This window comes from Burkholderia theae (genome assembly GCF_048565265.1).
In the GTDB taxonomy this organism is placed as follows: Bacteria; Pseudomonadota; Gammaproteobacteria; order Burkholderiales; family Burkholderiaceae; genus Burkholderia; species Burkholderia theae.
The window spans coordinates 2,364,070-2,386,710 of the sequence record NZ_CP183462.1 but is presented as its reverse complement, the minus strand read 5'-3'; the positions used below and the strand labels follow the sequence as shown (position 1 = coordinate 2,386,710).

Here is a 22,641-nt window from a genome sequence, read left to right as displayed (position 1 = left end):
CATGACGAAGCAATCACTGACGCGCGCGGTGCTGATGACATTCGCCGGCGCGGCGCTGCTCGGCGCGGGGTATGTCGCGGGCACGCGCCATGCGGCAGATAACGCGGCGATGGCGGCATCGACACCCGCCGCCGCTGCATCGGCCGGCAGGACCGACCCGAACACGGGGCGCAAGGTGCTGTACTGGTACGACCCGATGGTGCCGAACCAGCATTTCGACAAACCGGGCAAATCGCCGTTCATGGACATGCAGCTGCAGCCCGTCTATGCGGATGAAGGCGGCGGTTCGTCCGGCATCCGGATCGATCCGGGGCTGCAGCAGAACCTCGGCATTCGCTACGCAACCGTGCGTCGCCAGCAGACGGCGGCCGGTTTCGATGCGGTGGGCACCACGCAGTTCGACGAATCGCGCGCGGACGTCGTGCAGTCGCGCGTCACCGGCTACATCGACCGTCTGTATGCACGCGCGCCGATGCAGCGCATCGCGAAGGGCGCGCCGGTCGCGTCGCTGTTCGTGCCGGACTGGCTTGCGCCGCAGGAGGAATATCTCGCGCTCAAGCGCGGCGGGATGGACGGCAGCCTGCTCGATGCGTCGCGTGCGCGGATGCGTGCGCTGTCGATTCCCGACGGCATGATCGCCAACCTCGATCGCACCGGCCGCGCGCAGACGCACGTCGTGCTGAGTGCGCCGGAAACCGGCGTCGTCAGCGAGCTGAACGTGCGAGACGGCGCGATGGTCGCGCCCGGGCAGACGCTCGCGAAGATCGCCGGGCTGTCGACGCTGTGGCTCATCGTCGAGGTGCCGGAAGCGCTCGCGCTGAACGTGCAGCCGGGGATGTCGGTCGATGCGGCGTTCGCGGGCGATCCGGCCCAGCACTTCAGCGGGCGCATCCGCGAAGTGCTGCCGGGCATCAGCACGAGCAGCCGCACGCTGCAGGCACGCGTGGAGATCGACAATGCCGCGCTGAAGCTCACGCCCGGCATGCTGATGCGCGTGCGGGTCGCCGCGCGGCAGACCGTGTCGCGCCTGCTCGTGCCGTCCGAAGCGGTGATCGCGACCGGCAAGCGCTCGATCGTCATCGTGAAGAACGGCGACGGCCGGCTTCAGCCGGTGTCGGTGACGGTGGGCAACGACGTCGGCGGCGACACGGAAGTGCTCGACGGGTTGAACGAAGGCGATACGGTCGTCGCATCGGGGCAGTTCCTGATCGATTCCGAGGCCAGCCTGAAAAGCGTGCTGCCGCGGCTGGAACGCGCGGCCGGGGCCAGCGCGGCCGCATCGTCGGCATCGTCCGTGGCCGCGGCGGCGCCGATCTACGAAACCACCGGCAAGGTCGAGAAGGTCACGGCCGACGACATCACGTTCTCGCATCAGCCGGTTCCGGCGCTCGGCTGGGGCCCGATGACGATGGCGTTCGGCAAGCCGTCGGCGCACGCGTTCCCGGACGTGAAGCCGGGGCAAACGGTGCGCTTCGCGTTCACGCAGAACGGCGACGGCTACCGGCTGACGAAGGTCGATCCGCAGGGAGGCGAACGATGATCGCGCGCATCATTCGCTGGTCCATCCACCACCGCTTCCTGGTGCTGCTTGCCACGGTGCTGGTTGCCGCATGGGGCGTTCATTCGCTGCGGCAGACGCCGCTCGACGCGTTGCCCGACCTGTCGGACACGCAGGTGATCGTGAAGGCGTCGTATCCGGGCAAGGCGCCGCAGGTCGTCGAGGATCAGGTGACCTATCCGTTGACGACGACGCTGCTCGGCGTGCCGGGCGCGAAAACCGTCCGCGCGTATTCGTCGTTCGGCGACGCGTTCGTCTACGTGCTGTTCGACGATCACACCGATCCGTACTGGGCGCGCTCGCGTGTGCTCGAATACCTGAGCCAGGTGCAGAGCCGGCTGCCGGCGGGCGCGACCGTGTCGCTCGGGCCGGATGCGACCGGCGTCGGCTGGGTGTACGAGTACGCGCTCGTCGATCGCAGCGGCCACCACGACCTCGGGCAACTGCGCGCGCTCAACGACTGGTTCCTGAAGTTCGAGCTGAAGGCGGTGCCGGACGTGTCGGAGGTCGCGAGCATCGGCGGCATGGTGCGCCAGTACCAGGTCGTGCTCGATCCGGACAAGCTGCGCGCGTACGGCATCACGCAGGCGGCGGTCGCGGATGCGCTCGGCAAGGCCAACCAGGCTTCCGGCGGCTCGGTCGTCGAGCTGGCCGAGTCGGAGTACATGGTGCGTTCGACCGGCTACCTGCGCACGCTCGACGACTTCCGGCATGTCGTGCTGCGCACCGACGACGCGGGCACGCCGGTGCTGCTCGGCGACGTCGCGCGCATCCAGGTCGGCCCGGCGATGCGGCGCGGGATCGCGGAGCTGAACGGGCAGGGCGAGGTGACGGGCGGTGTCGTCGTGATGCGTTCGGGCAAGAACGCGCTCACGACGATCGACGCGGTGAAGGCGAAGCTCGCCGACCTGAAGCGTTCGCTGCCGCCCGGCGTCGAGATCGTCACGACCTACGATCGCTCGCAACTGATCGAGCGCGCGGTGGACAACCTGACGGACAAGCTGATCGAGGAATTCGTGATCGTCGGCATCGTCTGCGCGGTGTTCCTGTTCCATCTGCGCAGCGCGTTCGTCGCGATCCTGTCGCTGCCGCTCGGCGTGCTGGCCGCGTTCATCGTGATGCGCTACCAGGGCGTGAACGCGAACCTGATGTCGCTCGGCGGGATCGCGATCGCGATCGGCGCGATGATCGATGCGGCGATCGTGATGATCGAGAACGCGCACAAGCATCTGGAAGCGTACGACCACGCGCATCCCGGCGAGCCGCTGACGGCCGCGCGGCGCTGGGACATCGTCGCGACTTCGGCAGCGGAAGTCGGGCCGGCGCTGTTTTTCTCGCTGCTGATCATCACGCTGTCGTTCATTCCGGTGTTTTCGCTGGAAGGGCAGGAGGGCAAGCTGTTCGCGCCGCTCGCGTTCACCAAGACCTACACGATCGCCGCCGCCGCCGGGCTGTCGGTGACGCTGGTGCCGGTGCTGATGGGCTATCTCGTGCGCGGCCGCATTCCGCACGAGCACGCGAATCCGATCAACCGCGTGCTGATCCGCCTGTACCGGCCGCTGCTCGAAGCGACACTCCGGCGCCCGTGGTTCGCGATCGGCATCGCGGTCGTCGCGCTCGTGCTGACGGCCGTGCCGCTGTCGCGACTCGGCGGCGAATTCATGCCGCCGCTCGACGAAGGCGACCTGCTGTACATGCCGACCGCACTGCCGGGCATCTCGGCCGACAAGGCGAGCGAACTGCTGCAGCAGACCGACCGGCTGATCAAGACCGTGCCCGAGGTCGATACCGTGTTCGGCAAATCGGGGCGCGCGGATACCGCGACCGATCCCGCGCCGCTCGAGATGTTCGAGACGACGATCCGCTTCAAGCCGCGCAGCGCGTGGCGGCCCGGCATGACGCCGGAGAAGCTCGTCGACGAACTCGATCGCACGGTGAAGGTTCCGGGCCTGTCGAACGTGTGGGTGCCGCCGATCCGCAACCGGCTCGACATGCTGTCCACCGGCATCAAGACGCCGGTCGGCGTGAAGATCTCCGGGCCGGATCTCACGGGGATCGACGCGATCGCGACGCAGGTCGAGGCGGCGGTGAAGCACGTGCCGGGCGTCACGTCCGCGCTCGCGGAACGGCTGAACGGCGGCCGGTACATCGACGTCGACATCGACCGGCTCGCGGCCGCGCGCTACGGGCTGTCGGTCGCCGATATCCAGTCGGTCGTGTCGTCGGCGGTGGGCGGCGAGGATGTCGGCGAGGTGATCGCGGGGCGCGAGCGCTTCCCGATCAACATCCGCTACCCGCGCGAGATCCGCGATTCGATCGAGAACCTGCGGCAATTGCCGGTCGTCACCGCGCGCGGCGCGCAGATCCGCCTCGGCGACGTCGCGCGCATCGCGATCGCCGACGGTCCGCCGATGATTCGCAGCGAGAACGCGCGGCTGTCCGGCTACGTGTACGTCGACATCCGTGGCACCGATCTGCGCACGGCGGTCCGTGCGATGCAGCAGGCCGTCGCGCGGCAGGTCGTGTTGCCGCCCGGTTATTCGATCGCGTGGTCGGGGCAGTTCGAGTATCTCGAACGCGCGGCGGCAACGCTGCGCACCGTCGTGCCGGTGACGCTCGTCGTGATCTTCGTGCTGCTGTTCCTCACGTTCGACTCGGCGGCCGATGCGCTGCTGCTGATGTCGACGGTGCCGTTCGCGCTGGTCGGCGGCTTCTGGCTCGTGTGGGGGCTCGGCCATGCGGTGTCCGTCGCGACGTCGGTCGGGTTCATCGCGCTGGCCGGCGTGGCCGCCGAATTCGGCGTCGTGATGCTGCTGTACCTGAAGGGCGCGCTGAAGCGCCGGCTCGACGCCGGCGAGCAATTGACCGACGCGCTGCTACTCGACGCGATCCGCGAGGGTGCGGTGCTGCGTGTGCGGCCCAAGGCGATGACGGTCGCCGTCGTGCTCGCGGGCCTCGTGCCGATCATGGTCGGGCACGGCGCCGGTTCCGAAGTCATGCAGCGCATCGCCGCACCGATGGTCGGCGGCATGGTCACCGCGCCGCTGCTGTCGATGTTCGTCATTCCCGCCGCATGGCTTCTGCTTCAGCGCCGTCGTGTGCGAAGCGCGAGCGATGAACGGCATTCCACCGCAGTTCCTTCCGGCATGAACGTGCCATCCATCCAAACTGGAGAATCTCGATGAAGAAGATGAAATCGATTGCCACCGCCACCGCCGTTCTCGCGATCGGCGCTTTTGCGGCACCCGCCTTTGCGTCCGGCGACATGTCGGGCATGGACATGTCCGGCATGAAGATGTCGTCCGACGGCTCGGCCGCGTCGCACGCCGCGCTCACCGACGCCGAAGTGAAGAAGGTCGATGCCGCGACCGGCATGGTCACGCTGAAGCACGGCGCGCTCGAGAACGTCGGGATGCCGCCGATGACGATGGCGTTCAAGGCGAAGGACGCGGCCATGCTCGCGCAGGTTCATGCGGGCGAGAAGGTCAAGGTTCGCGTCGAGAACGTCAACGGCACGCTGACGATCGTCAAGCTGGTGAAAGCGTCCTGATCGTGCGGATGCGGGCGTTGCCGATGCCCGCGTCAACGCGGTGAAGCGCAGCGCGCGGACGCGGCGGTCGATGCCGCGTCCGCATCCGCGCGCGCGTGCGTGCGTGCGCGTCGGGCAACGCGTCCGATTCAGGCGCTCAGCGAGCCAACGTCAGCACCAGATACCCCGCATACCCCGCGCCGTTCGCCAGCAGCGCCCAGATCGCGAGCCCGCGCGTGCGGGCATTGATGCGCAGCCAGGCCGCCGCCGCGAGCGTGATGATCACGCCGGTCAGCACTTCGGGGCGCGGCTCCCACGGCGTCAGCATGATGCCGATCGCCGGCAGCAGTGTGCCCTGGAACACCATCGCACCGGTGATGTTGCCGAACGCGAGCGTGTCCTTCTTGCGGCGGATCCACAGCACGCTGTTGACCTTCTCCGGCAATTCCGTCGCGATCGGCACGATGATCAGCGACAGCAGCAGCGCCGATACGCCGAGCACCTGCGACACGCCTTCCACGCCGTGAATGAAGCCCTTCGCACCGCCCACCAGCAGCGCAAGGCCGAGAGCCAGCTGCAGCGCGATCGTCGCCAGGTTGGTCGGCAGGCCCGTGCGCGACAGCAGCATCGTATGCGGCGCCTCGGTGCCGTGCCCGGCATCGACGAGCTGGTTCGACGCGCGGAACGTCATCACGACGTACAGCACGTAGATGCCGACCAGCAGCGCGGCAAGCAGCGCGCGGACGGCCCAGTTGTGATGCGGCACGAACATCGCCGCGGTCGCCAGCGAGAACGCCGCGAGGAAGTAGTTCATGTCGCGCACGAACCCCGTGCGTTCGGGCGCGATCGTGCCACGCAGCCCGCGCGAGCGGATCACGGCGAGCGTCATCAGGAACGTGGTGAGCGTCGCGAGCATCAGCGGCGCACCGAGAATCGCGCCGACGCCGATCTCCTCGTTCACCGCCTGGTTCGCCGTGCCGCCGGCCAGCGCGAGCAGCGGCACCATGGTTTCGGGCAGCGCGGTGCCGACGGCCGCGAACAGCGAACCGGTGACGCCTTCGGAAATCTTCAGGCGTTCGCCGAGATGTTCGAGCGCATTGGTGAAGACTTCGGCGGCCACGAGGATGACGACCAGCATGAACGCCAGTTCGAGGAACATGAAGGTCATGCGGCACCTCCGCGGACAGGTGCGTCGATGGCGGTGGCGCGTAGGGAGAAGGCTGCGGGGAACATGGGGACTCCGTGGTCGGACGCTGACGAACCATGGCGCATCCGCCGACGTCCGACCAGGAACGACGCGATGCGCCCATGGTCTCGCCAGACCGATTCGGCCGAACGCGCCACGGCTGGAAGCCGAGTGTGTTGACGCGTTCGCTTTCCGGGGGACGGAAAGCAGGCTACTCCCCAAAGACGAGCGCCAGTCTAGCCGAGCCGATTGCTTTCGGCAAGCTTGCGTAGCGATATCGTTTCGGCGGGTGAGGAACGCGGTGCGCGTGGCGGGTGCTCGCGTCGTAGCGGGAAGCAATCGCGCCCGCGTGGCGGTGTCATGTGCGTGTCACGAACGCATCGCCGGGCGCGTCAACCCTCCGTGGCGCTCGGAAAATAGAGCGCGAACGTCGTGCGTCCGTCGCGGCTCGCGACCTCGACCTTGCCGCGATGCAGTTCCATGATCGACTTGACGATCGCGAGCCCGAGCCCCGCGTTCCGCGCCGCGCCGTGCCGCGACGAATCGATCCGGTAGAAACGCTCGAAGATCCGGTCGACCTGTTCGGGCGGAATCGCGGCGCCGCGATTCGTGACCTCGACGACCGCATAACCGGCTTGCGCGGAAACGGCCAGCTCGATCGTCGACGCGGCGTCCGCGTGTTCGAGCGCATTCGACGCGAGATTGCTGACCGCGCGCCGGAACAACGTTGCGTCCGCAACGACGGGCGCGTGGCCGTGCACGTCGATGCGCACGCCGGCCTCGTCGGCCAGCGCCTGGAAATACGACGCGAGCCGGCGCAGCTCGCTGCCCGCGTCGAGCTCGGCGGTCTTCAGGTGCTGCCTTGCATTGTCGGTGCGCGCGAGAAACAGCATGTTCTCGATCATCCGCTGCAGCCGTTCGCATTCCTCGATGTTCGAGTCGATCAGCGCTTCGTATTCTTCGGTCGTGCGGGCGCGCGACAGTGTGACCTGCGACGAGCTGATCACGTTGGCGAGCGGCGTGCGCATGTCGTGCGCGAGATCGGACGAGAACTGTGACAGCCGCACGAACGCGCGTTCGAGACGGTCGAGCATCCGGTTGACCGACGTCGCGAGCTCGCGCAGCTCGACCGGGCCGCCGCGCGCGTCGAGGCGTGCGTTCAGGTTGTGCGCCTCGATGCGCGACGTCTGCCGGCCGAGGCTCTCGACCGGGCGCAGGCCGCGCGCGGCGACCGCATAACCGAGTGCGCCGACCAGCAGCGCACCGGCGGCCGCCGCGAGCCAGATGTCGACGCGATAGCTTTCCAGCAGCGACTGGCGATCGGTCGCGGTGCGCGCGAGCGCGACCTGGATGGCCTCGCCCGACGGCAGCGTTTCCCGCGCATACACGCAGCGCGACGTGCCGATGCCGGGTGGCGAGCACGTGAACGGGACGCCGGCGCCACCGGTTCCGGCGGCCGGATGCGGCGCCGCGATCACCGACGCGAGCGTGTTGCCGGCTTCGTCGGAGTGCTCGACGAGCGCGCGGTTCTGCCCGTCGTAGATGCCGAGATAGACACCCGGATGCGACAGCAGCACCTCGTGGAATACGGCCGGATCGGCGCGCAGCGCGGCCGTCGAGCCGCTCGCGTGTGCAAGCTGCAGGAACTGGTTGAGCTTGCCGGAGATCTCGATGTCGTCACGTCGCTTCAGCTCGGCGGACAGCGAGCGATACAGATACGCGCCGGTCAGCGCGAACACGAGCGCGGCGACGACGGCGAACGCGAGCGTCAGGCGCCGCAGCAGCGAATACGAAGCCGGGCCGGCGGTCACGAACGATCCTCGAGCACGTAGCCCATGCCGCGGATCGTGTGGATCAGCTTCTTCTCGTACGCGTTGTCGATCTTCGCGCGCAGGCGCTTGATCGCCGCATCGACGACGTTCGTGTCGCTGTCGAAATTCATGTCCCAGATCTGCGACGTGATGAAGGTGCGCGTCAGCACCTCGCCCTCGCGTTCGGCGAGCAGTTGCAGCAGCGCGAATTCCTGTGCGGTCAGGTCGATGCGGTTGTCGGCGCGCCGCACGCGGCGCTTGATCAGGTCGACCTCGAGATCGGCGACGTGCAGGATGTCGCGGACGTTGCGCGGCGCGCGCCGCAGCAGCGAGCGGATCCGGGCCAGGAACTCCGCGTATGCGAACGGTTTGAGCAGGTAGTCGTCGGCGCCCAGTTCGAGGCCGGTGACCTTGTCCTCGATCGCCTCGCGGGCCGTGAGCAGCAGCACGGGCGTCTGCTTCTGCGCGCGCAGCCGCCTGAGCACCTCGAAGCCGTCCATTTCCGGCAGCATCACGTCGAGCACGACGAGATCGAAATCCTCGTGCAGCGCGAGGAACAGCCCGTCCTTGCCGGTTTCCGCGACGTCGACCGTGTAGCTCGCCTCCATCAGCCCCTTCCGGAGGTACGACGCCATCTTGGGTTCGTCTTCGACTATCAGTATCCGCATGGTGAGGCAGGCTATCGATGATTCCAGCCGGTGAGTGTAACGCCTGAGCTTACGGTGCCGCGCGTGCGCGCAAGATGACCGGCGGATGACGGAATTTTCATGAAGGGCAGGCCGAAACATCGAGCGCGCGTTTCATGAAAATCCGGTCATGTTTCGACCATGTCGTCGTCACGGCGGCGGCGATAAGCTGCAGTCGTCCTGTCTCCGGAGCGCGCCGTCGCGGTGCCGCGCCGGCCCATCCGGTCGTAGCTTGCCTGATTCCGCATCCATGTCGTACTGGCGCAAATTCATCCTCGTCGTGCTGCTGGCGCTGAGCCTGCCGATCCCGTCGTTCGCGACCGTTTCGATGCCGTGCGCGGGTGCTGTCGTGCCGGATGCGAACGAGATGTCGCACGCGATGCCGGTCGTGCAGGATGGTCATCCCGATCACGATAGCCATGCGCCGTCGTGTTCCGCCTGCGTGTCCTGCTGCGTCGGCACGAGCATGCCGGGTGCGCCCGCGGTGCCTGCTGCGTCGGGCACCAGCGTCACGATCGTCGCGCATCCGCCGTCGACCGTGGTCGTGTCGTTCCTGACCGGCGGCATCGACAGGCCGCCTCGCCGGATTCCCGTCTAGCCGTGCCCGTGGCCGACAGGCCGCGATCTGCAATCCACGCCGGCGGCCGTGCAAGGCCCGCCGGACGACACTACGACGAGACCCATTCATGCGATTGATCACTGCGGCGCTGCTTGGCGCGGCGGCCATCGTGCCGTCGCTCGCGCCTGCGCAAACCCCGTTTCCCGATCCGGCGGACGCCGCCGCGACGGTGCCGGACGTCACCGTGACGTCTGCGTTCGACGGCTACCGGCCGTATCGCGACGACGCAGGCCCGGGCTGGAAACAACTGAACCGGGACGTGATGAAGCGGCCCGCGAAGCCCGGCAACCCGACGGGTCACGGCGGCGCCCATTCGATGCACGGAGGGCCCGCGCAATGACGAACCTTGCGATAGCGCCGAGGATCGGTGCGGCCGTGCTCGTGCTGGCATTCCTCGCGGGCTGCACGACGTTTTCGAAGGACGGCGGCTTCGACGCCGTGTCGTCCACCGCGGCGGAACGTATCGGCAAAGACGCCGTGGTCGTGCGGACCGATGCCGACCGCGAAGCCGTCGACAAGCGGACCCGCGAACTGCTCGCCCAACCTTTGTCGATGGACGACGCGGTGCAGGTCGCGCTGCTGAACAACCGCGGCCTGCAGGCGTCGTATGCGGAGCTCGGGCTGTCGGAGGCCGACCTTGTGCAGGCCGGCCGGCTGCCGAACCCGCGCTTCTCGTTCAGCCGCACCCGCGCCGGCGACGGCGAGCTGACGCTCGGCCGCACGTTCTCGGCGAACGTATTCGCGCTGCTGACGATGCCGCTCGCGACCAACATCGAACGCCGCCGCTTCGAGCAGACCAAGCTCGAAACGGCCGACGCGATGCTGAAGGTGGCCGCCGACGCGCGCCGTGCGTATGTCGAGGCCGTCGCCGCCGAGCAGGCCGCGAACTATGCGCAACAGGTGCGCGATGCCGCGAGCGCGGCAGCGGAACTCGCGCTGCGCATGCGTCAGGCCGGCAACTTCAGCCGGCTCGATTACGCCCGCGAGCAGGCATTCCATGCCGACGCGGTCGCGCAGCACGCGAAGGCGCGCCAGCAGGCCGTGGCCGCGCGCGAGAAGCTCACGCGCGCGATGGGGCTGTGGGGCGGGCGCACGCAGTACGCGCTGCCCGAACGCTTGCCCGACCTGCCGAAAGCGCGCCCGGACCTGCCCGATCTCGAACGCTTCGCGATGAGCAACCGTCTCGACATCCAGGCCGCGAAGCTGCAGACGCAGGGTGTCGCGTCGTCGCTCGGCCTCAGCAAGGCCACGCGTTTCGTCAACGCGGTCGATCTCGGTTATCTGAACAACTACGAGACCGGCAAGGGTCACGAGCACGGCTTCGAGATCAGCGTCGAGATTCCGCTGTTCGACTGGGGCGGCGCCAAGGTCGCGCGGGCTGAGGCCATCTACCTGCAGTCGGCGAACCGGCTCGCGAAGACGGCCATCGACGCGCGCTCCGAAGTGCGCGAATCGTACGCGGCGTACGTGACGAGCTACGACGTCGCCACGCACTACCGCGACGAAGTCGTGCCGCTGCGCAAGACGATCTCGGACGAGCTGCTGCTGCGCTACAACGGGATGCTCGCGAGCGTGTTCGAGCTGCTGGCCGATGCACGCGAACAGGTTGGCGCGGTGAACGGCTACATCGATGCGCTGAAGGACTACTGGCTCGCCGAAACCGATCTGCAGATGGCCGTCGGCGGCCGGCTGCCTGTCCCGGGCGCTGCGCTGCGCGCACCGCGTTCCACCGAACCCGAACCTGCCGCTGCGCCGCAGCCGGCTTCCTCATCCGTGGCGCAACCGGCGCCCGCAACGCATCCGGAAGGTCATTGACATGGTGTCCCGTCGACAATTTCTCAACGGCTCGGGCGCCGCGCTGCTCGGTGCGGCGATGGTCAGCAAGGCCGGCGCCGCGTCGCTTCCCGAAGCGCCCACGATGGCGAAAACCGGCACGCAGCCGCCGCTCGTGCCGCCGAACGGCCGTCCGTACACACCCGTCGCGACGCTGAACGGCTGGACGCTGCCGTGGCGGATGAAGAACGGCTGGAAGGAATTCCACCTGACGGCCGAGCCCGTCGTGCGCGAGATGGCGCCCGGCATGAACGCGAACCTGTGGGGCTACAACGGCCAGTCGCCGGGCCCGACGATCGAGGCCGTCGAAGGCGACAAGGTGCGCATCTTCGTGACGAACCGTCTGCCCGAGCACACGACGATCCACTGGCACGGGCTGCGGCTGCCGAACGGGATGGACGGCGTCGGCGGCCTTACGCAGCCGCATATCCCGCCCGGCAAGACCTTCGTCTATGAGTTCCAGCTCGAGGCGCACGGCACGTTCATGTATCACCCGCATGCCGACGAGATGGTGCAGATGGCGATGGGGATGATGGGCATGTTCATCGTGCATCCGAAGGATCGCGGCACGATGCCGGTCGATCGCGATTTCGTGTTCCTGCTCGCCGCATACGACATCGATCCGGGCAGCTACACGCCGCGCGTGAACGAGATGACGGACTTCAACATGTGGACGTTCAACTCGCGCGTGTTTCCGGGCATCGATCCGCTGCCGGTGCGCGCGGGCGACCGCGTGCGGATTCGTTTCGGCAACCTGACGATGACGAACCATCCGATCCACCTGCACGGCTACAGCTTCGAAGTCGCCGGCACCGACGGCGGATGGATTCCGCCGGCGGCGCGCTGGCCCGAAGTGACGGCCGATGTCGCGGTGGGCCAGATGCGCGCGATCGAGTTCACCGCCGATCGCCCGGGTGACTGGGCATTCCACTGCCACAAGTCGCATCACACGATGAATGCGATGGGCCACCAGGTGCCGAACCTGATCGGTGTGCCGCAGAAGGATCTCGCGCAGCGCATCGGCAAGCTCGTGCCCGACTACATGGCGATGGGCAGCACGGGCGGCGCGATGGGCGGCATGGAGATGCCGCTGCCCGACAACACGCTGCCGATGATGACGGGCACGGGCCCGTTCGGGCCGCTGGAGATGGGCGGCATGTTCACGGTGCTGAAGGTGCGGCAGGGGCTCGGCCGCAACGACTATCGCGATCCGGGCTGGTTCCGGCATCCGAAGGGCACCGTCGCGTACGAGTACACCGGCGAATTGCCGGACGGTTGAGCAGCAGCGGCAGCAGCACGCGGCGGCCGTGCCGATGCGGCCGCCGGTTTCGATTCACTCACTCTGGAGCGAGCATGATGAAGAAGGGACTGGTTTCGATTGCAACGGGTTGTGCGCTGGCGTTTTCCGCCGCGTCGTACGCGGCCGGCGACATGGCCGGCATGGACATGAGCGGCGGCGCGAAGCAGGGCGCCGATGCGGCGCAGCGCATGTCGCACGGTGAGATCCGCAAGGTCGACGCGGCCGCGGGCAAGCTGACGATCAAGCACGGCCCGCTGGACAACCTCGGGATGGACGCGATGACGATGGCGTTCAAGGTGAAGGAACCGGCGATGCTGTCGCAGGTGAAGGTGGGCGACAAGGTCGACTTCGTCGCCGAGGACGTGGGCGGCGCGCTGACCGTCGTCGAGCTGAAGAAGCCGTGACGCCGGGCACGAACATGAAGATCAGGATCACGACGCTCAAGCGGCTGGCCGGCTTCGTCGCGGCCGGCGCGATTTTCGCCGCCGCGCCGGTCGCGGCATCGGCGCACGGCAAGCTGGAAAGTGCCGCACCGGCGACGGGCAGCACGGTCGACACGGCGCCCGACACGGTGCGGCTCACCTTCAACGAAGACCTCGAACCGGCGTTCAGCTCGGTGAAGGTGTCGGACGCGAACGGCAACGCCGTCACGCAGGACAAGGCGAAGGTCGACGCGTCGAACCCGCGCGTGATGACGGTTGCGATGCCGAAGCTCGCGCCGGGCGCGTACACGGTGCAGTGGGCGGCGATGACGGCCGATGCGCATCGCACCAAGGGCACTTATACGTTCAGGGTGAAGGGATGAACGACGGTTTCGTCGGCCTGCTGCGTCTTGTGTCAGTGGCGATCCAGAACGCCGGGTTCGCGAGCATCGTCGGCGCGCTGCTCGGCAGCCACTGGCTCGCGCGCGGCGCGTCGGCGTGGCAGCACGGCATCGGGCGGCGCCTCGTCGCGACGCTGCGCATCGCGTCCGTCGTGTCGCTGTTCGCGAGCACCGCCGCGTTCTGGGCGCATTGCGCGCTGATGAGCGACGTGTCGCTGCTCGAAGCCGGGCCGGCCGTCTGCGCGATGCTCGTGGGCACCGGATTCGGCCACGCATGGCTGGCCGGTGCCGCGTTCATGGTCGTGGTCGTGCTGCTGTCGTTTATCAGGCATGCGAACGACACGCGTTTTCCGTTCGCGATGTGGGCCGCGCTCGCTTGTGTCGCGCTCGCGCGCAGCAACGGCGGGCATCCGGTCGACGCGGGGTTGTTCAGCGTGCCGGTGTGGGTCGACTGGCTGCATCTGCTCGCGATCAGCGCATGGGTCGGGCTCGTGTTCGTGACGGCGTTCGGCGTGATGCCGCGTCTTGCCGGCATGCCGGCGAGCGAACGCGCGACCGGCGCATCGTTCGTGCAGTCGCTGTCCGATGCGTCGACGGTTGCGTTGATCGTGTTGTTCGCGACCGGCGCGTACAACGGATGGCGCGGCATCGATACGCCGGCCAACCTGCTCGCGTCGAGCTACGGGCAGATCCTGCTGCTGAAGCTCGCGCTCGTGCTGATCGCGGCGGCGCTCGGCGGACACAACCGGTTCTTCGGGATGCCGAAGTTGCTGTCCGAGTTGAAGGACCCGGCCGCCGCGATGCCGGCCGGCCCGTTGCGCCGGTTCGGCGCGGTGTTGCGGATCGAGGCGGTCGTGCTGGGCGGCGTGCTGATGGTGGCGGCCGTGCTCGCGTCGAGCGCACTGCCGGGGACGGTCTAGCGCGGCGGCGCGTTGTCGAAGCATCGCGGGGGAATCGTCACGGGCACGATGGATTTTCGTCAGACGATTTCCCGCATTTTCCGGCACAACCGCGCGGCCGGTGGCGATCGCCGCGCGAAATCACTTGTTACATTTACCTGTCTTTTGATTACCAAAAACTGTCATTGAGCGCCGCTAAGCTTTCGCCACCCTCACAACCGGGATCTCCCGTCATGCGCTCGACAATCCGCCTGTTTGCCCCGCTATTGCTGCTCCCGACGCTCGCCGCCGCGCCGGTGTTCGCCGCCACCGCCGCTCCCGTCAGCCCGAACTGCGGCGGCAGCACGACGCCGATCGCCGATATCCAGGGGCCGGGCGCGCCGTCGCCGCTCGCCGGCCAGAACGTGTCGATCGAAGCCGTCGTCACCGCCGATTTCGGCGGCACGGACGGCTTCGGCGGTTTCTTCGTCCAGCAGGCCGACGCACAGCGCCGCAACCAGCCGGGCGTGTCCGAAGGCCTATTCGTCTATGCGCCGAAAGTGCGTGCGAAGGCGGGCGATCTCGTGCACGTGACGGGCAAGGTCGAGGAGAAATACGGGCAGACGCAGCTCACGCAGTCGGGGGCGATCGCGGTGTGTGCGAACGGCCAGACCGTCACGCCCGTGACGCTCACGCTGCCGGTCGACAGCCCGAACACGTTCGCCGCGTATGAAGGGATGCTCGTGCGCCTGCCGCAGACGCTGAACGTCACCGACAACTACGAGCTCGGCCGCTACGGCAGCGTGATGCTCAGCAACGGCCGCCTGCGCACGCCGACGAGCGTCGTGCCGCCCGCACAGGCGCAGACGCAGATCGATGCGAACGCGCGCAACCGCCTGATCCTCGACGACGGCTCGAACAAGCAGAACCCCGCGACCGTGCCGTATCCGGCGCCCGGCCTGTCGGCCGCGAACACGCTGCGCGCGGGCTACACCGTGCGCGACATCGAAGGCGTGCTCGAGGTGCGTTACGGCGCATGGCGCGTGCAGCCGCTGCCCGGCGCGGCCGTGCCGGCGTTCGAGGCGCGCACGAACCCGCGCACCAACGCGCCTGCGCGCGATCCGAAATCGAACCTGCGCGTCGCGTCGTTCAACGTCCTCAACTACTTCAACGGCAACGGTCTCGGCGGCGGCTTCGACGATCCGAACAACCGCGGCGCGAAGACCTACGCCGAATTCCAGCGTCAGGAAGCGAAGATCGTCAGCGCGCTGAAGGCGCTCGACGCCGACGTGATCGGCCTGATGGAAATCCAGAACAACGGTTACGGCGAACTCAGCGCGGTGCGCCAGCTCGCGGCGAAGCTCGGCAACAACTGGCGCGTCGTCGACCCGGGCACGTCGCGCCTCGGCGGCGACGCGATCGCGGTCGCACTGATCTACGACAGCCGCAAGGTCGAACCGGTCGGCCGCGCGGCGACGCTCGCGATCGACGACAAGAATCGCCAGCCGCTCGCGCAGTCGTTCCATCGCATCGGCGGCAAGCAGGCGCTGACGGTCGCGGTGAACCACCTGAAGTCGAAGAACTGCCCGGACGCCGCGAACGACGATCTCGACCAGGGCGACGGCCAGGGCTGCTGGAACCCGACGCGCACGCGCGCGGCGGCGAAGGTCGCCGACTGGCTTGCCGGCACGCCGACGGGTGTTGCGGGCCAGGGCGTGCTGCTGATCGGCGACTTCAACAGCTACACGCATGAAGACCCGATCCGCACGCTCGAATCGCGCGGCTACCGCAACCTCGTCGCGCGCTGGATCGGTGCGAACGCATACAGCTACGTGTACAACGGCGAAGCCGGTTATCTCGACCATGCGCTCGCAACGCTGCCGCTCGCGTCGCACGTGAAGGCCGTGCACGAATGGCACATCAACGCGGACGAGCCGCTCGCGCTGCAGTACACGCTCGCGTACAAGTCGGCCGAGCAGCAGAAGACGTACTACGCGCCGGATGCGTATCGCTCGTCGGATCACGATCCGGTGCTGATCGATATCGCGCTGCCGGGCGGCGGGAATTGATGGCGGGTTGCCCGCCCGGGAAATGGATTCGAATATCGGGTAAATAATTCCGCCGAAACTGCCGTGAATTAACGAAATCGGTATTTTATGGATGGCGCAATGCACATAAGCACCTGGATTGAAGAATGCCTGAAGCGAATCGAGTCATCGAATGACGTGTGCATGGCGTGACGGCACCTTAATCGATTGTCGATAATAAAAATGAAAGAAAAATCCAGTCGATCTGAAGGGTATGGAAGCGTTGCATCAATACCGGCAAGGCTTGCGAGTTGTGCGAGAGAAGTAAAAGATTCGGCGAATCATTGCCGATAAAGCGCGCCTTGCACGAATAATCTTTTTGTCTTTCAAATTCCAGACACTGGCCGTCGTTCGCATCATTACGGGATTTTTAATATCGGAATGATCTTTGACAACGCGGCGCAGCACCGCCTATTTTTGTCGGTGTCGTAAATTCAGGTAATCAGAAAAGAAGTCCAAACTGCAGGGGGCGGTTCAAGCACGATTCTCGCCAGCAGTTTGCTGTGTCTGTATCACGTTCAGTCTCTTGAAGCAGTCCGATTCCAACCGCCTTTTGCGCGAGTGGCGGGTGTTGCTGCGCGTCTCGCCGGCGAAGGCGGCCTTTGTGAAGTGGTATCCGAACCAGGCACAAGGATAGAGATGAAACCAGACAGGAGCAGTACCGGCAGCCGCCGTGCTCGTCACGGCCGGTTGGCCGGGCTAGGCGTTTTGACGGTCATGACACTGGCGCTCGCGGCATGCGGCGGCGACGATTCGTCGTCCGTCGGCGCGTCGAGCCTTGCGCAGACCACCGCCAGCCAGCAGGCCAGCGCACAAGCGGCCAGCAGTCAGGCACCGGCGGCCAACCAGCCTTACGTCGATCAGGTCGCGTATTCGATGAATGCGACCGACGGCCTCGCCGCCGCGCAGGTGTCGGAGAAAGCGGCGGTCATGCATTACCAGTGGACGGGCGGCAGCAAGACGGTCAACTACACGACGACCACCGGCCACCTGACCGCGCAGGACGCGAACGGCAACGCGGAAGCGTCGATGTCGTATGTCGCGTACACCGCGCCGAGCACCAACGGCAAGCCGCGTCCCGTCACGTTCGTGTATAACGGCGGCCCCGGCTCGTCGTCGATCTGGCTGCGTCTCGGCTCGTTCGCGCCGACGCGGGTGGCCACGCCCGATCCGGGTTTCGGCACCAACTGGCCGAACTATCCGATCGTCGACAACGCCGACAGCCTGATCGACACCACCGACCTCGTGTTCATCGACCCGCCGGGAACCGGGCTGTCGGAAGCCGTATTGCCGAACACCAACCAGAAGTACTGGGGTTCCGATGCGGACGTGAACATCATGCGCGACTTCATCCAGCGCTACCTGAACGTCAACAGCCGCAGCACGTCGCCGATCTACCTGTACGGCGAATCGTACGGCACGCCGCGTACCGACATGCTGGCGCTGGCGCTCGAATCGGCCGGCGTGCACCTGACCGGCATTGTGCTGCAGTCGGCGATCCTGAACTACTTCGCGGATGCGGTGGAGGCGGTGGCGATCACGCAGTCGACGGAGGGGCTGCTGCTCGAAACCGATACCGTGGCCGGTTACCTGCCCGGGTATGCGGCGGTCGCGGCGTACTTCAACCAGGTCTCGCCGGCGCCGGTGAACCAGGATCTGTACGCACTGCAGACGGAACTGTTCACGACGCTGATCTACAACCAGCTGCAGAAGTACTCGCAGTCGTGGGTGTTGAGCCAGCTCGGCATTCCGGATGCGCTCGGCACGCCGGTGTTCCCGAGCGATGCGACGCTCAGGCTGTGGGGGATACCGTCGGGCCTGACGCTGCAGGCGCTGCAGGGCTACTTCAACGCGAACCCGTTCGGCACGAGCCTGCTGCCCGGAACGACGATCGGCCGGTATGACGGACGCGTGTCGTTGCCGAACTCCGATCCGCGTCTGCAAACCGACGGCGACCCGTCCGACATCCTGATTTCGCAGCCGTTCACGAACGCGCTCGCGACGCAGATGCCTGACTACCTCGGCTATACCGCACCGAACGCGACCTACCTGCCGCTGAACGACAACATCATCGGCGTCTGGGACTTCACGCACGACGGCCAGCCGATGCCCGACACGATCCCCGATCTGCTCGGCGCGCTGCAGCTCAACCCGAAGCTTCGCGTGCTCGCGGAGAACGGCTTCCACGATCTGGCCACGCCGTTCTTCAATACCGAGAAGCAACTCGCGCGGCTGCAGACGGTGAAGGGCCTGAATCCGAAGCTGCAGGTGAACTTCTTCCAGGGCGGCCACATGATTTACCTCGACGATGTCGCTCGTCCGCAGATGAAGCGTGACCTGAAGACGTTCTACAAGGGCGCGCGGATTCCGACGGCACTGACGCTGCATACGCTGCCGCCGCCGTGGCCGGACGAAAACCCGCCCAGCGTGCCGACCGGCAGCATCCCGGGCGCGACGGCCGCGACGACGCTGGCGGCGGCCCCTTGAGCGACGGACTCCTTGTCAGAGGAACCCTCTATTCATCCATTGAATGCGAGCGATCATGTCCCTAATCCAAATGATTCGGCGTATGTCTGCGTTGATCGTCGTCGGTGCCGCGATGAGCAGCGCCCACGCCTTGCCGCCGCAGGCGGTGGCGCCGGTGAAGCTTCCGCATGGCGGGCGCGGCGTCGACGGTCCGTTCTTTCCGTCCACGCGGGCGGCGCCGGTGTTGCCGTCGACCGGTGCGACGCTGCAGCAGCAGGCGCAGCAGCGGGTCGATGCGAGGCTCGGCGCCAATACGGTGCTGAGCAACGGCGCGGCCGTGACGAAGGCGCAGGCGCAGAGCAGCGGGCTCGGTTTCGTGTCGAAGCACTTCGACGAGATCGATGCGAAGCACACCGGCCGCGTGACGATGAGCGATGTGCGGCAGTTCATCCAGCAGCGGCAGGTGCAGGCGCAACAGGAACAGCAGGACGAGTGACGTAGCAACGCAGCGCGGCGGCCGGTGCGAGGTCGGCACCGGCCGCCGAACCGCGACAGGCGTTCAGCTCGCCTGGCGCGCGTAGCGCCGCGCCGTGACCGACGGCAGCTCGCCGAACATCGCGCGATAGTCCTGCGCGAAACTGCTCAGGTGCCAGAAGCCCCATTTGGTTGCGGCGGACGTCACGGATTCGCCGAGCCGAAGCTCGCGGCGCGCGTGATTCAGTCGAACGGCGCGCAGATATGCAATCGGGTTCAGATTGAGCGTGTCGTGGAACGCATACTGCGCGGTGCGCCGGCTGATGCCGAGTTGCACGCACAGCTCGGCGATCGACAGCGGGCAGGTCGATGCGTCCTGAAGCCGCTCCTGCACCGCGTTGACCAGCGACCAGTACTTCGTCGGGCGCGCGGCTTGCGCGCCGTCCTCCGGCGCGGCCGCCGTCAACACCTCCGAGATCGCGTACAGCACGGTGCGCTCCAGCAGTTCGATCCGGTCCAGCGTCGTCATGTCTTCAGCGGAGGTGCTTTTCGCCGCGGCGGCGAGCGTGCGGCGCAGCAGGTCGCGCAGATTGTCCGCGACGTACGCGGCCATCGGGATCAGCGGGGCGAGGGTGCGGGCGCGCAGTGACGCGGCGACCGTGCGCATCGCCGGCGTCGACAGTTTGTCGGGTTCGATCTCGACGTTCACGAGCACGTGCCGGTCGGGCGAATAGAACTCGAATTCCGGCAGGCTTGAGAACACGTGCAGGCTGTTCCGCCCGCTCTTCTCGCCGCACATGCGCGCATGCCCTTCCAGCTCCAGCGGCACGGCCACGGCGATCCGGTCCGACGGCACCGCGCCGCGCTGCAGGATGACCTTGTCGAGGTCCTCGACCAGCAGCTTGATGCCGCCCAGCGACACGATCGACGACGAGCCATGAAACAGGCCACCTGAGATCTGCGTGTAATTCAGGTTCCAGCCTTCGAACGACCGAGCCTGTTCCGCCACGTCGGTGAACGCGCAGAACGCGACCGTTCGCGCGAACAACGGGGCGCCAGAGAAATCGCTCAGGTGGGCAGACGGCGTCATCGGGGGCGGGAGAGGGCGGGCCGGATCGAATCATTGTAGCCGCTCGGCGAGCCGGTCAAAAAGCGCCGCCTCGTGGAAACCCTCGCTTGCCGAAATCCGATAGTGAAAAGCGTTTCGGCACCCTACCTTTGGCATCGATACGTTGCTGTTCACCGAGCCATGCCGACAACGCACCGCGGTGCCTATCTGGAGAGACGTTGATGGAACTTCCCCGTGGCGGATTCTGGAGAAACTGGGTCGGCAATCAGTCGTGCGTGGCCGCGCACCTGGCGTCGCCGACCAGCGAGGCCGAGATTGCGGAGCTGGTGCGTACCGCGACGCGCCAGGGCAAGCATGTTCGATGCGCGGGGTCGGGGCACTCGTTCACGCCGGTCGTGGCGACGAGCGGCCTGCTGCTGTCGCTCCAGGACTACCAGGGCATCGTCGATGTCGATCAAGCGCGCAAGCGCGTGACGGTGAAGGCCGGCACGAAAATCAATGCGGTGACGCGTCACCTGAAGGCACTCGGCCTGTCGCTCGTCAACCAGGGCGACATCGATTCGCAGGCGATTGCCGGCGCGTTCGCCACCGGCACGCACGGCACCGGGACGACGCTGAGCAACCTGTCGTCGCAGGTCGTCGGGATGCGCATCGTGCGCCCCGACGGCTCGATCATGGAAGTGAGCGACCGGAAGGACCTCGACCTGCTCCATGCGACGCAGGTGAATATCGGCATGTTCGGCGTGGTGTCGGAGATGACGCTGCAGGTGACCGATGCGTTCTGGCTGCACGACCGGGTCTGGCGCGAGGATTTCGAAGCGTTGATGGAGCAATACGACGACCTGGCAGCGAAGCATCGGCATTTCGGGTTCTTCTGGTGTCCGACGTCAGAAAGCCGCGACCTGTACTGCCTGCCCGATACCGCGAAGGTGTCGAACTCGAAGAAAGACTACGACGTGTGCGAGATCAAGGTGATGGACGTCACCGATGAGCGCACGTATCACGAGGGCGAGCACGAGAAGATCGCATACAGCTCCGAGGTGTATGCGATCCACTACGTGCCGAACTTCCACGAGCTCGAGTACGCGGTGCCCGCGCAGCATGGCAAGGAAGCGCTGCGCCGCGTCCGCGACCTGGTCCTCACGAAACACCGCGACTGCATTTTCCCGGTCGAGTATCGCTTCACGAAGGGCGACCCGGCGTGGATCAGCCCGTTCAACCACCAGGACAGCGTCACCATTTCATGCTCGGGTGGCCCGAACGGCGTCGACTACTGGCCGTTCCTGAAGGACGTCGACGACATCCTGCGCGATTACGGCTCGCGTCCGCACTGGGGCAAGCTGCATTTCACGAACCGCGAAGACGTGGACCGCTGGTTCCCGAAGGCCGAAGCGTTCCGCGCACTGCGCCGCAGCGTGGACCCTGAAGGTTTCTTTCTCAACGATCATCTTCGGACGCTGTTCAGTTGAGCGCGCCGATCCAACCAGACAGGAAAACGAAGAATGAATGTCAAGATTGACGGCCGCCTGGCCGGCAAGGTCGCCATCGTCAGCGGCGGCGCCGGCGGATGCGGCGGCGCTGCGTCCGAACTGTTCGCCGCACAGGGCGCGAAGGTCGCGATCATCGACCGCGACGGCGACGCCGCCGAAGCACTTGCGTCCAGGCTGCGCGATGCCGGCCTGCAGGCGATCGGCCTCGGCGCCGACGTGTCGAAACAGGCGGAGGTCCGGCAGGCCGTCGATGCGGCGCGGGAGCAGTACGGCAACGCGGACATCCTGTTCAACCACGCCGGTACGCTGATCGTCAAACCGTTTCTCGACATCGAAGAGTCGGAATGGGACTGGCTGATGGGCGTGAACGTCAAGAGCATGTTCCTGATGACGAAGGCGGTGCTGCCGCAGATGCTCGAGAAGGGGCGCGGCAGCATCGTGTGCACGTCGTCGATTTCCGCGGTCTGCGCGACGCCGGGCGAAGTGCTGTACGACGCGACCAAGGGTGCGTGCCACATGTTCGCGCGGGCCATCGCGGTCGAGTACCGCGACCGCGGGATTCGCTGCAACGCGCTGGCGCCGGGGTTCATCCGCACGCCGCACGGGATGCGCGAACTCAAGGACCTGCAGGCGATGGGCGTCGACGCGACCGAAGCGGCGATCGCGGTTCAGCAGGGCCGGTTGTGCGAACCGTCGGAGGTCGCGGCGGCCGCGCTGTTCCTCGCGTCCGACGAGTCGAGTTTCGTCAACGGCACGCATCTGTTCGTCGACAACTGTTTTTCCGCGGTCTGATCGTCGAGCCTCGCGGCTGTGCTTTCGACGCGACATGCGA

Annotated in this window: 19 protein-coding genes and 1 riboswitch; of the genes, 15 read left to right on the top strand and 4 right to left on the bottom strand. The window is 66.8% G+C overall.

The features are described 5' to 3' along the window. The first annotated feature begins 1 nt into the window (after position 1). The 3 genes from ACN22W_RS28220 to ACN22W_RS28210 are packed head-to-tail and all read left to right on the top strand — an operon-like array spanning position 2 to position 5,108. Positions 2-1,540: an efflux RND transporter periplasmic adaptor subunit gene (locus tag ACN22W_RS28220; RefSeq protein ID WP_419687987.1), complete on the top strand. Its 1,539-nt coding sequence runs from the start codon at positions 2-4 to the stop codon at positions 1,538-1,540. Next, complete coding sequence (locus tag ACN22W_RS28215; RefSeq protein WP_419687986.1) at positions 1,537-4,743, top strand: efflux RND transporter permease subunit; 3,207 nt, start codon at positions 1,537-1,539, stop codon at positions 4,741-4,743. The genes ACN22W_RS28220 and ACN22W_RS28215 overlap by 4 nt, the downstream gene beginning before the upstream one ends. Continuing rightward, positions 4,740-5,108, top strand: a complete 369-nt coding sequence (locus tag ACN22W_RS28210; protein ID WP_193101481.1) for a copper-binding protein — start codon at positions 4,740-4,742, stop codon at positions 5,106-5,108. Before ACN22W_RS28215 ends, ACN22W_RS28210 begins: the two co-directional genes overlap by 4 nt. A 136-nt stretch (positions 5,109-5,244) precedes the next feature. On the opposite strand, the gene ACN22W_RS28205 is transcribed toward ACN22W_RS28210, so the two are convergent. The 3 genes from ACN22W_RS28205 to ACN22W_RS28195 form a co-directional block, all read right to left on the bottom strand. Further along, positions 5,245-6,255, bottom strand: coding sequence for a sodium:calcium antiporter (locus ACN22W_RS28205; RefSeq protein ID WP_419687985.1), 1,011 nt, complete (start codon positions 6,253-6,255; stop codon positions 5,245-5,247). Positions 6,256-6,367: 112 nt separating this feature from the next. After that, positions 6,368-6,505: riboswitch (yybP-ykoY riboswitch) on the bottom strand. 160 nt (positions 6,506-6,665) lie between these two features. Next, positions 6,666-8,084, bottom strand: a complete 1,419-nt coding sequence (locus ACN22W_RS28200) for a heavy metal sensor histidine kinase (RefSeq protein ID WP_419687984.1) — start codon at positions 8,082-8,084, stop codon at positions 6,666-6,668. Continuing rightward, on the bottom strand, positions 8,081-8,752 hold the full coding sequence (locus ACN22W_RS28195; protein WP_129516443.1) for a heavy metal response regulator transcription factor: 672 nt from the start codon (positions 8,750-8,752) through the stop codon (positions 8,081-8,083). The genes ACN22W_RS28200 and ACN22W_RS28195 overlap by 4 nt, the downstream gene beginning before the upstream one ends. Positions 8,753-9,020: 268 nt before the next feature. On the opposite strand from ACN22W_RS28195, the gene ACN22W_RS28190 reads away from it, so the two are divergent. The 10 genes from ACN22W_RS28190 (at position 9,021) to ACN22W_RS28145 (ending at position 19,272) form a co-directional block, all read left to right on the top strand. Then, positions 9,021-9,368 (top strand): hypothetical protein, encoded by a 348-nt coding sequence (locus tag ACN22W_RS28190; RefSeq protein ID WP_419687983.1) that lies wholly within the window; start codon positions 9,021-9,023, stop codon positions 9,366-9,368. Between the two features lie 88 nt (positions 9,369-9,456). After that, positions 9,457-9,729, top strand: coding sequence for a hypothetical protein (locus ACN22W_RS28185; RefSeq protein ID WP_419687981.1), 273 nt, complete (start codon positions 9,457-9,459; stop codon positions 9,727-9,729). After that, entirely contained in the window at positions 9,726-11,204 is a 1,479-nt protein-coding gene (locus tag ACN22W_RS28180) for a TolC family protein (RefSeq protein ID WP_419687980.1), read from the top strand. The genes ACN22W_RS28185 and ACN22W_RS28180 overlap by 4 nt, the downstream gene beginning before the upstream one ends. A gap of 1 nt (position 11,205) precedes the next feature. Next, positions 11,206-12,501, top strand: a complete 1,296-nt coding sequence (locus ACN22W_RS28175) for a multicopper oxidase family protein (protein ID WP_193101470.1) — start codon at positions 11,206-11,208, stop codon at positions 12,499-12,501. Between the two features lie 77 nt (positions 12,502-12,578). After that, positions 12,579-12,926 carry a copper-binding protein gene (locus ACN22W_RS28170; RefSeq protein ID WP_419689844.1) on the top strand — a complete coding sequence of 116 codons (348 nt, stop codon included), beginning with the start codon at positions 12,579-12,581 and terminating at the stop codon, positions 12,924-12,926. Between the two features lie 14 nt (positions 12,927-12,940). Further along, complete coding sequence (copC, locus tag ACN22W_RS28165; RefSeq protein WP_419687979.1) at positions 12,941-13,327, top strand: copper homeostasis periplasmic binding protein CopC; 387 nt, start codon at positions 12,941-12,943, stop codon at positions 13,325-13,327. Further along, complete coding sequence (locus ACN22W_RS28160; protein ID WP_419687978.1) at positions 13,324-14,265, top strand: copper resistance D family protein; 942 nt, start codon at positions 13,324-13,326, stop codon at positions 14,263-14,265. Before copC ends, ACN22W_RS28160 begins: the two co-directional genes overlap by 4 nt. A gap of 212 nt (positions 14,266-14,477) precedes the next feature. Then, positions 14,478-16,292 (top strand): ExeM/NucH family extracellular endonuclease, encoded by a 1,815-nt coding sequence (locus ACN22W_RS28155; RefSeq protein ID WP_419687977.1) that lies wholly within the window; start codon positions 14,478-14,480, stop codon positions 16,290-16,292. Positions 16,293-16,949: 657 nt separating this feature from the next. After that, complete coding sequence (locus ACN22W_RS28150; protein ID WP_419687976.1) at positions 16,950-18,797, top strand: S10 family serine carboxypeptidase-like protein; 1,848 nt, start codon at positions 16,950-16,952, stop codon at positions 18,795-18,797. 82 nt (positions 18,798-18,879) lie between these two features. Next, positions 18,880-19,272 carry a 2-oxoglutarate dehydrogenase gene (locus ACN22W_RS28145; protein ID WP_226800411.1) on the top strand — a complete coding sequence of 131 codons (393 nt, stop codon included), beginning with the start codon at positions 18,880-18,882 and terminating at the stop codon, positions 19,270-19,272. A gap of 63 nt (positions 19,273-19,335) precedes the next feature. Here ACN22W_RS28145 and ACN22W_RS28140 read toward each other — a convergent pair whose 3' ends face one another. Continuing rightward, entirely contained in the window at positions 19,336-20,298 is a 963-nt protein-coding gene (locus ACN22W_RS28140) for a helix-turn-helix domain-containing protein (RefSeq protein WP_419687975.1), read from the bottom strand. Positions 20,299-20,540: 242 nt separating this feature from the next. Here ACN22W_RS28140 and ACN22W_RS28135 point away from each other — a divergent pair, with 242 nt between their 5' ends. Together ACN22W_RS28135 and ACN22W_RS28130 are read left to right on the top strand one after the other, a co-directional pair. Next, on the top strand, positions 20,541-21,788 hold the full coding sequence (locus tag ACN22W_RS28135; protein WP_419687974.1) for a D-arabinono-1,4-lactone oxidase: 1,248 nt from the start codon (positions 20,541-20,543) through the stop codon (positions 21,786-21,788). Positions 21,789-21,821: 33 nt separating this feature from the next. Further along, complete coding sequence (locus ACN22W_RS28130) at positions 21,822-22,601, top strand: SDR family NAD(P)-dependent oxidoreductase (protein ID WP_419687973.1); 780 nt, start codon at positions 21,822-21,824, stop codon at positions 22,599-22,601. The last annotated feature ends 40 nt before the right edge of the window (positions 22,602-22,641 follow it).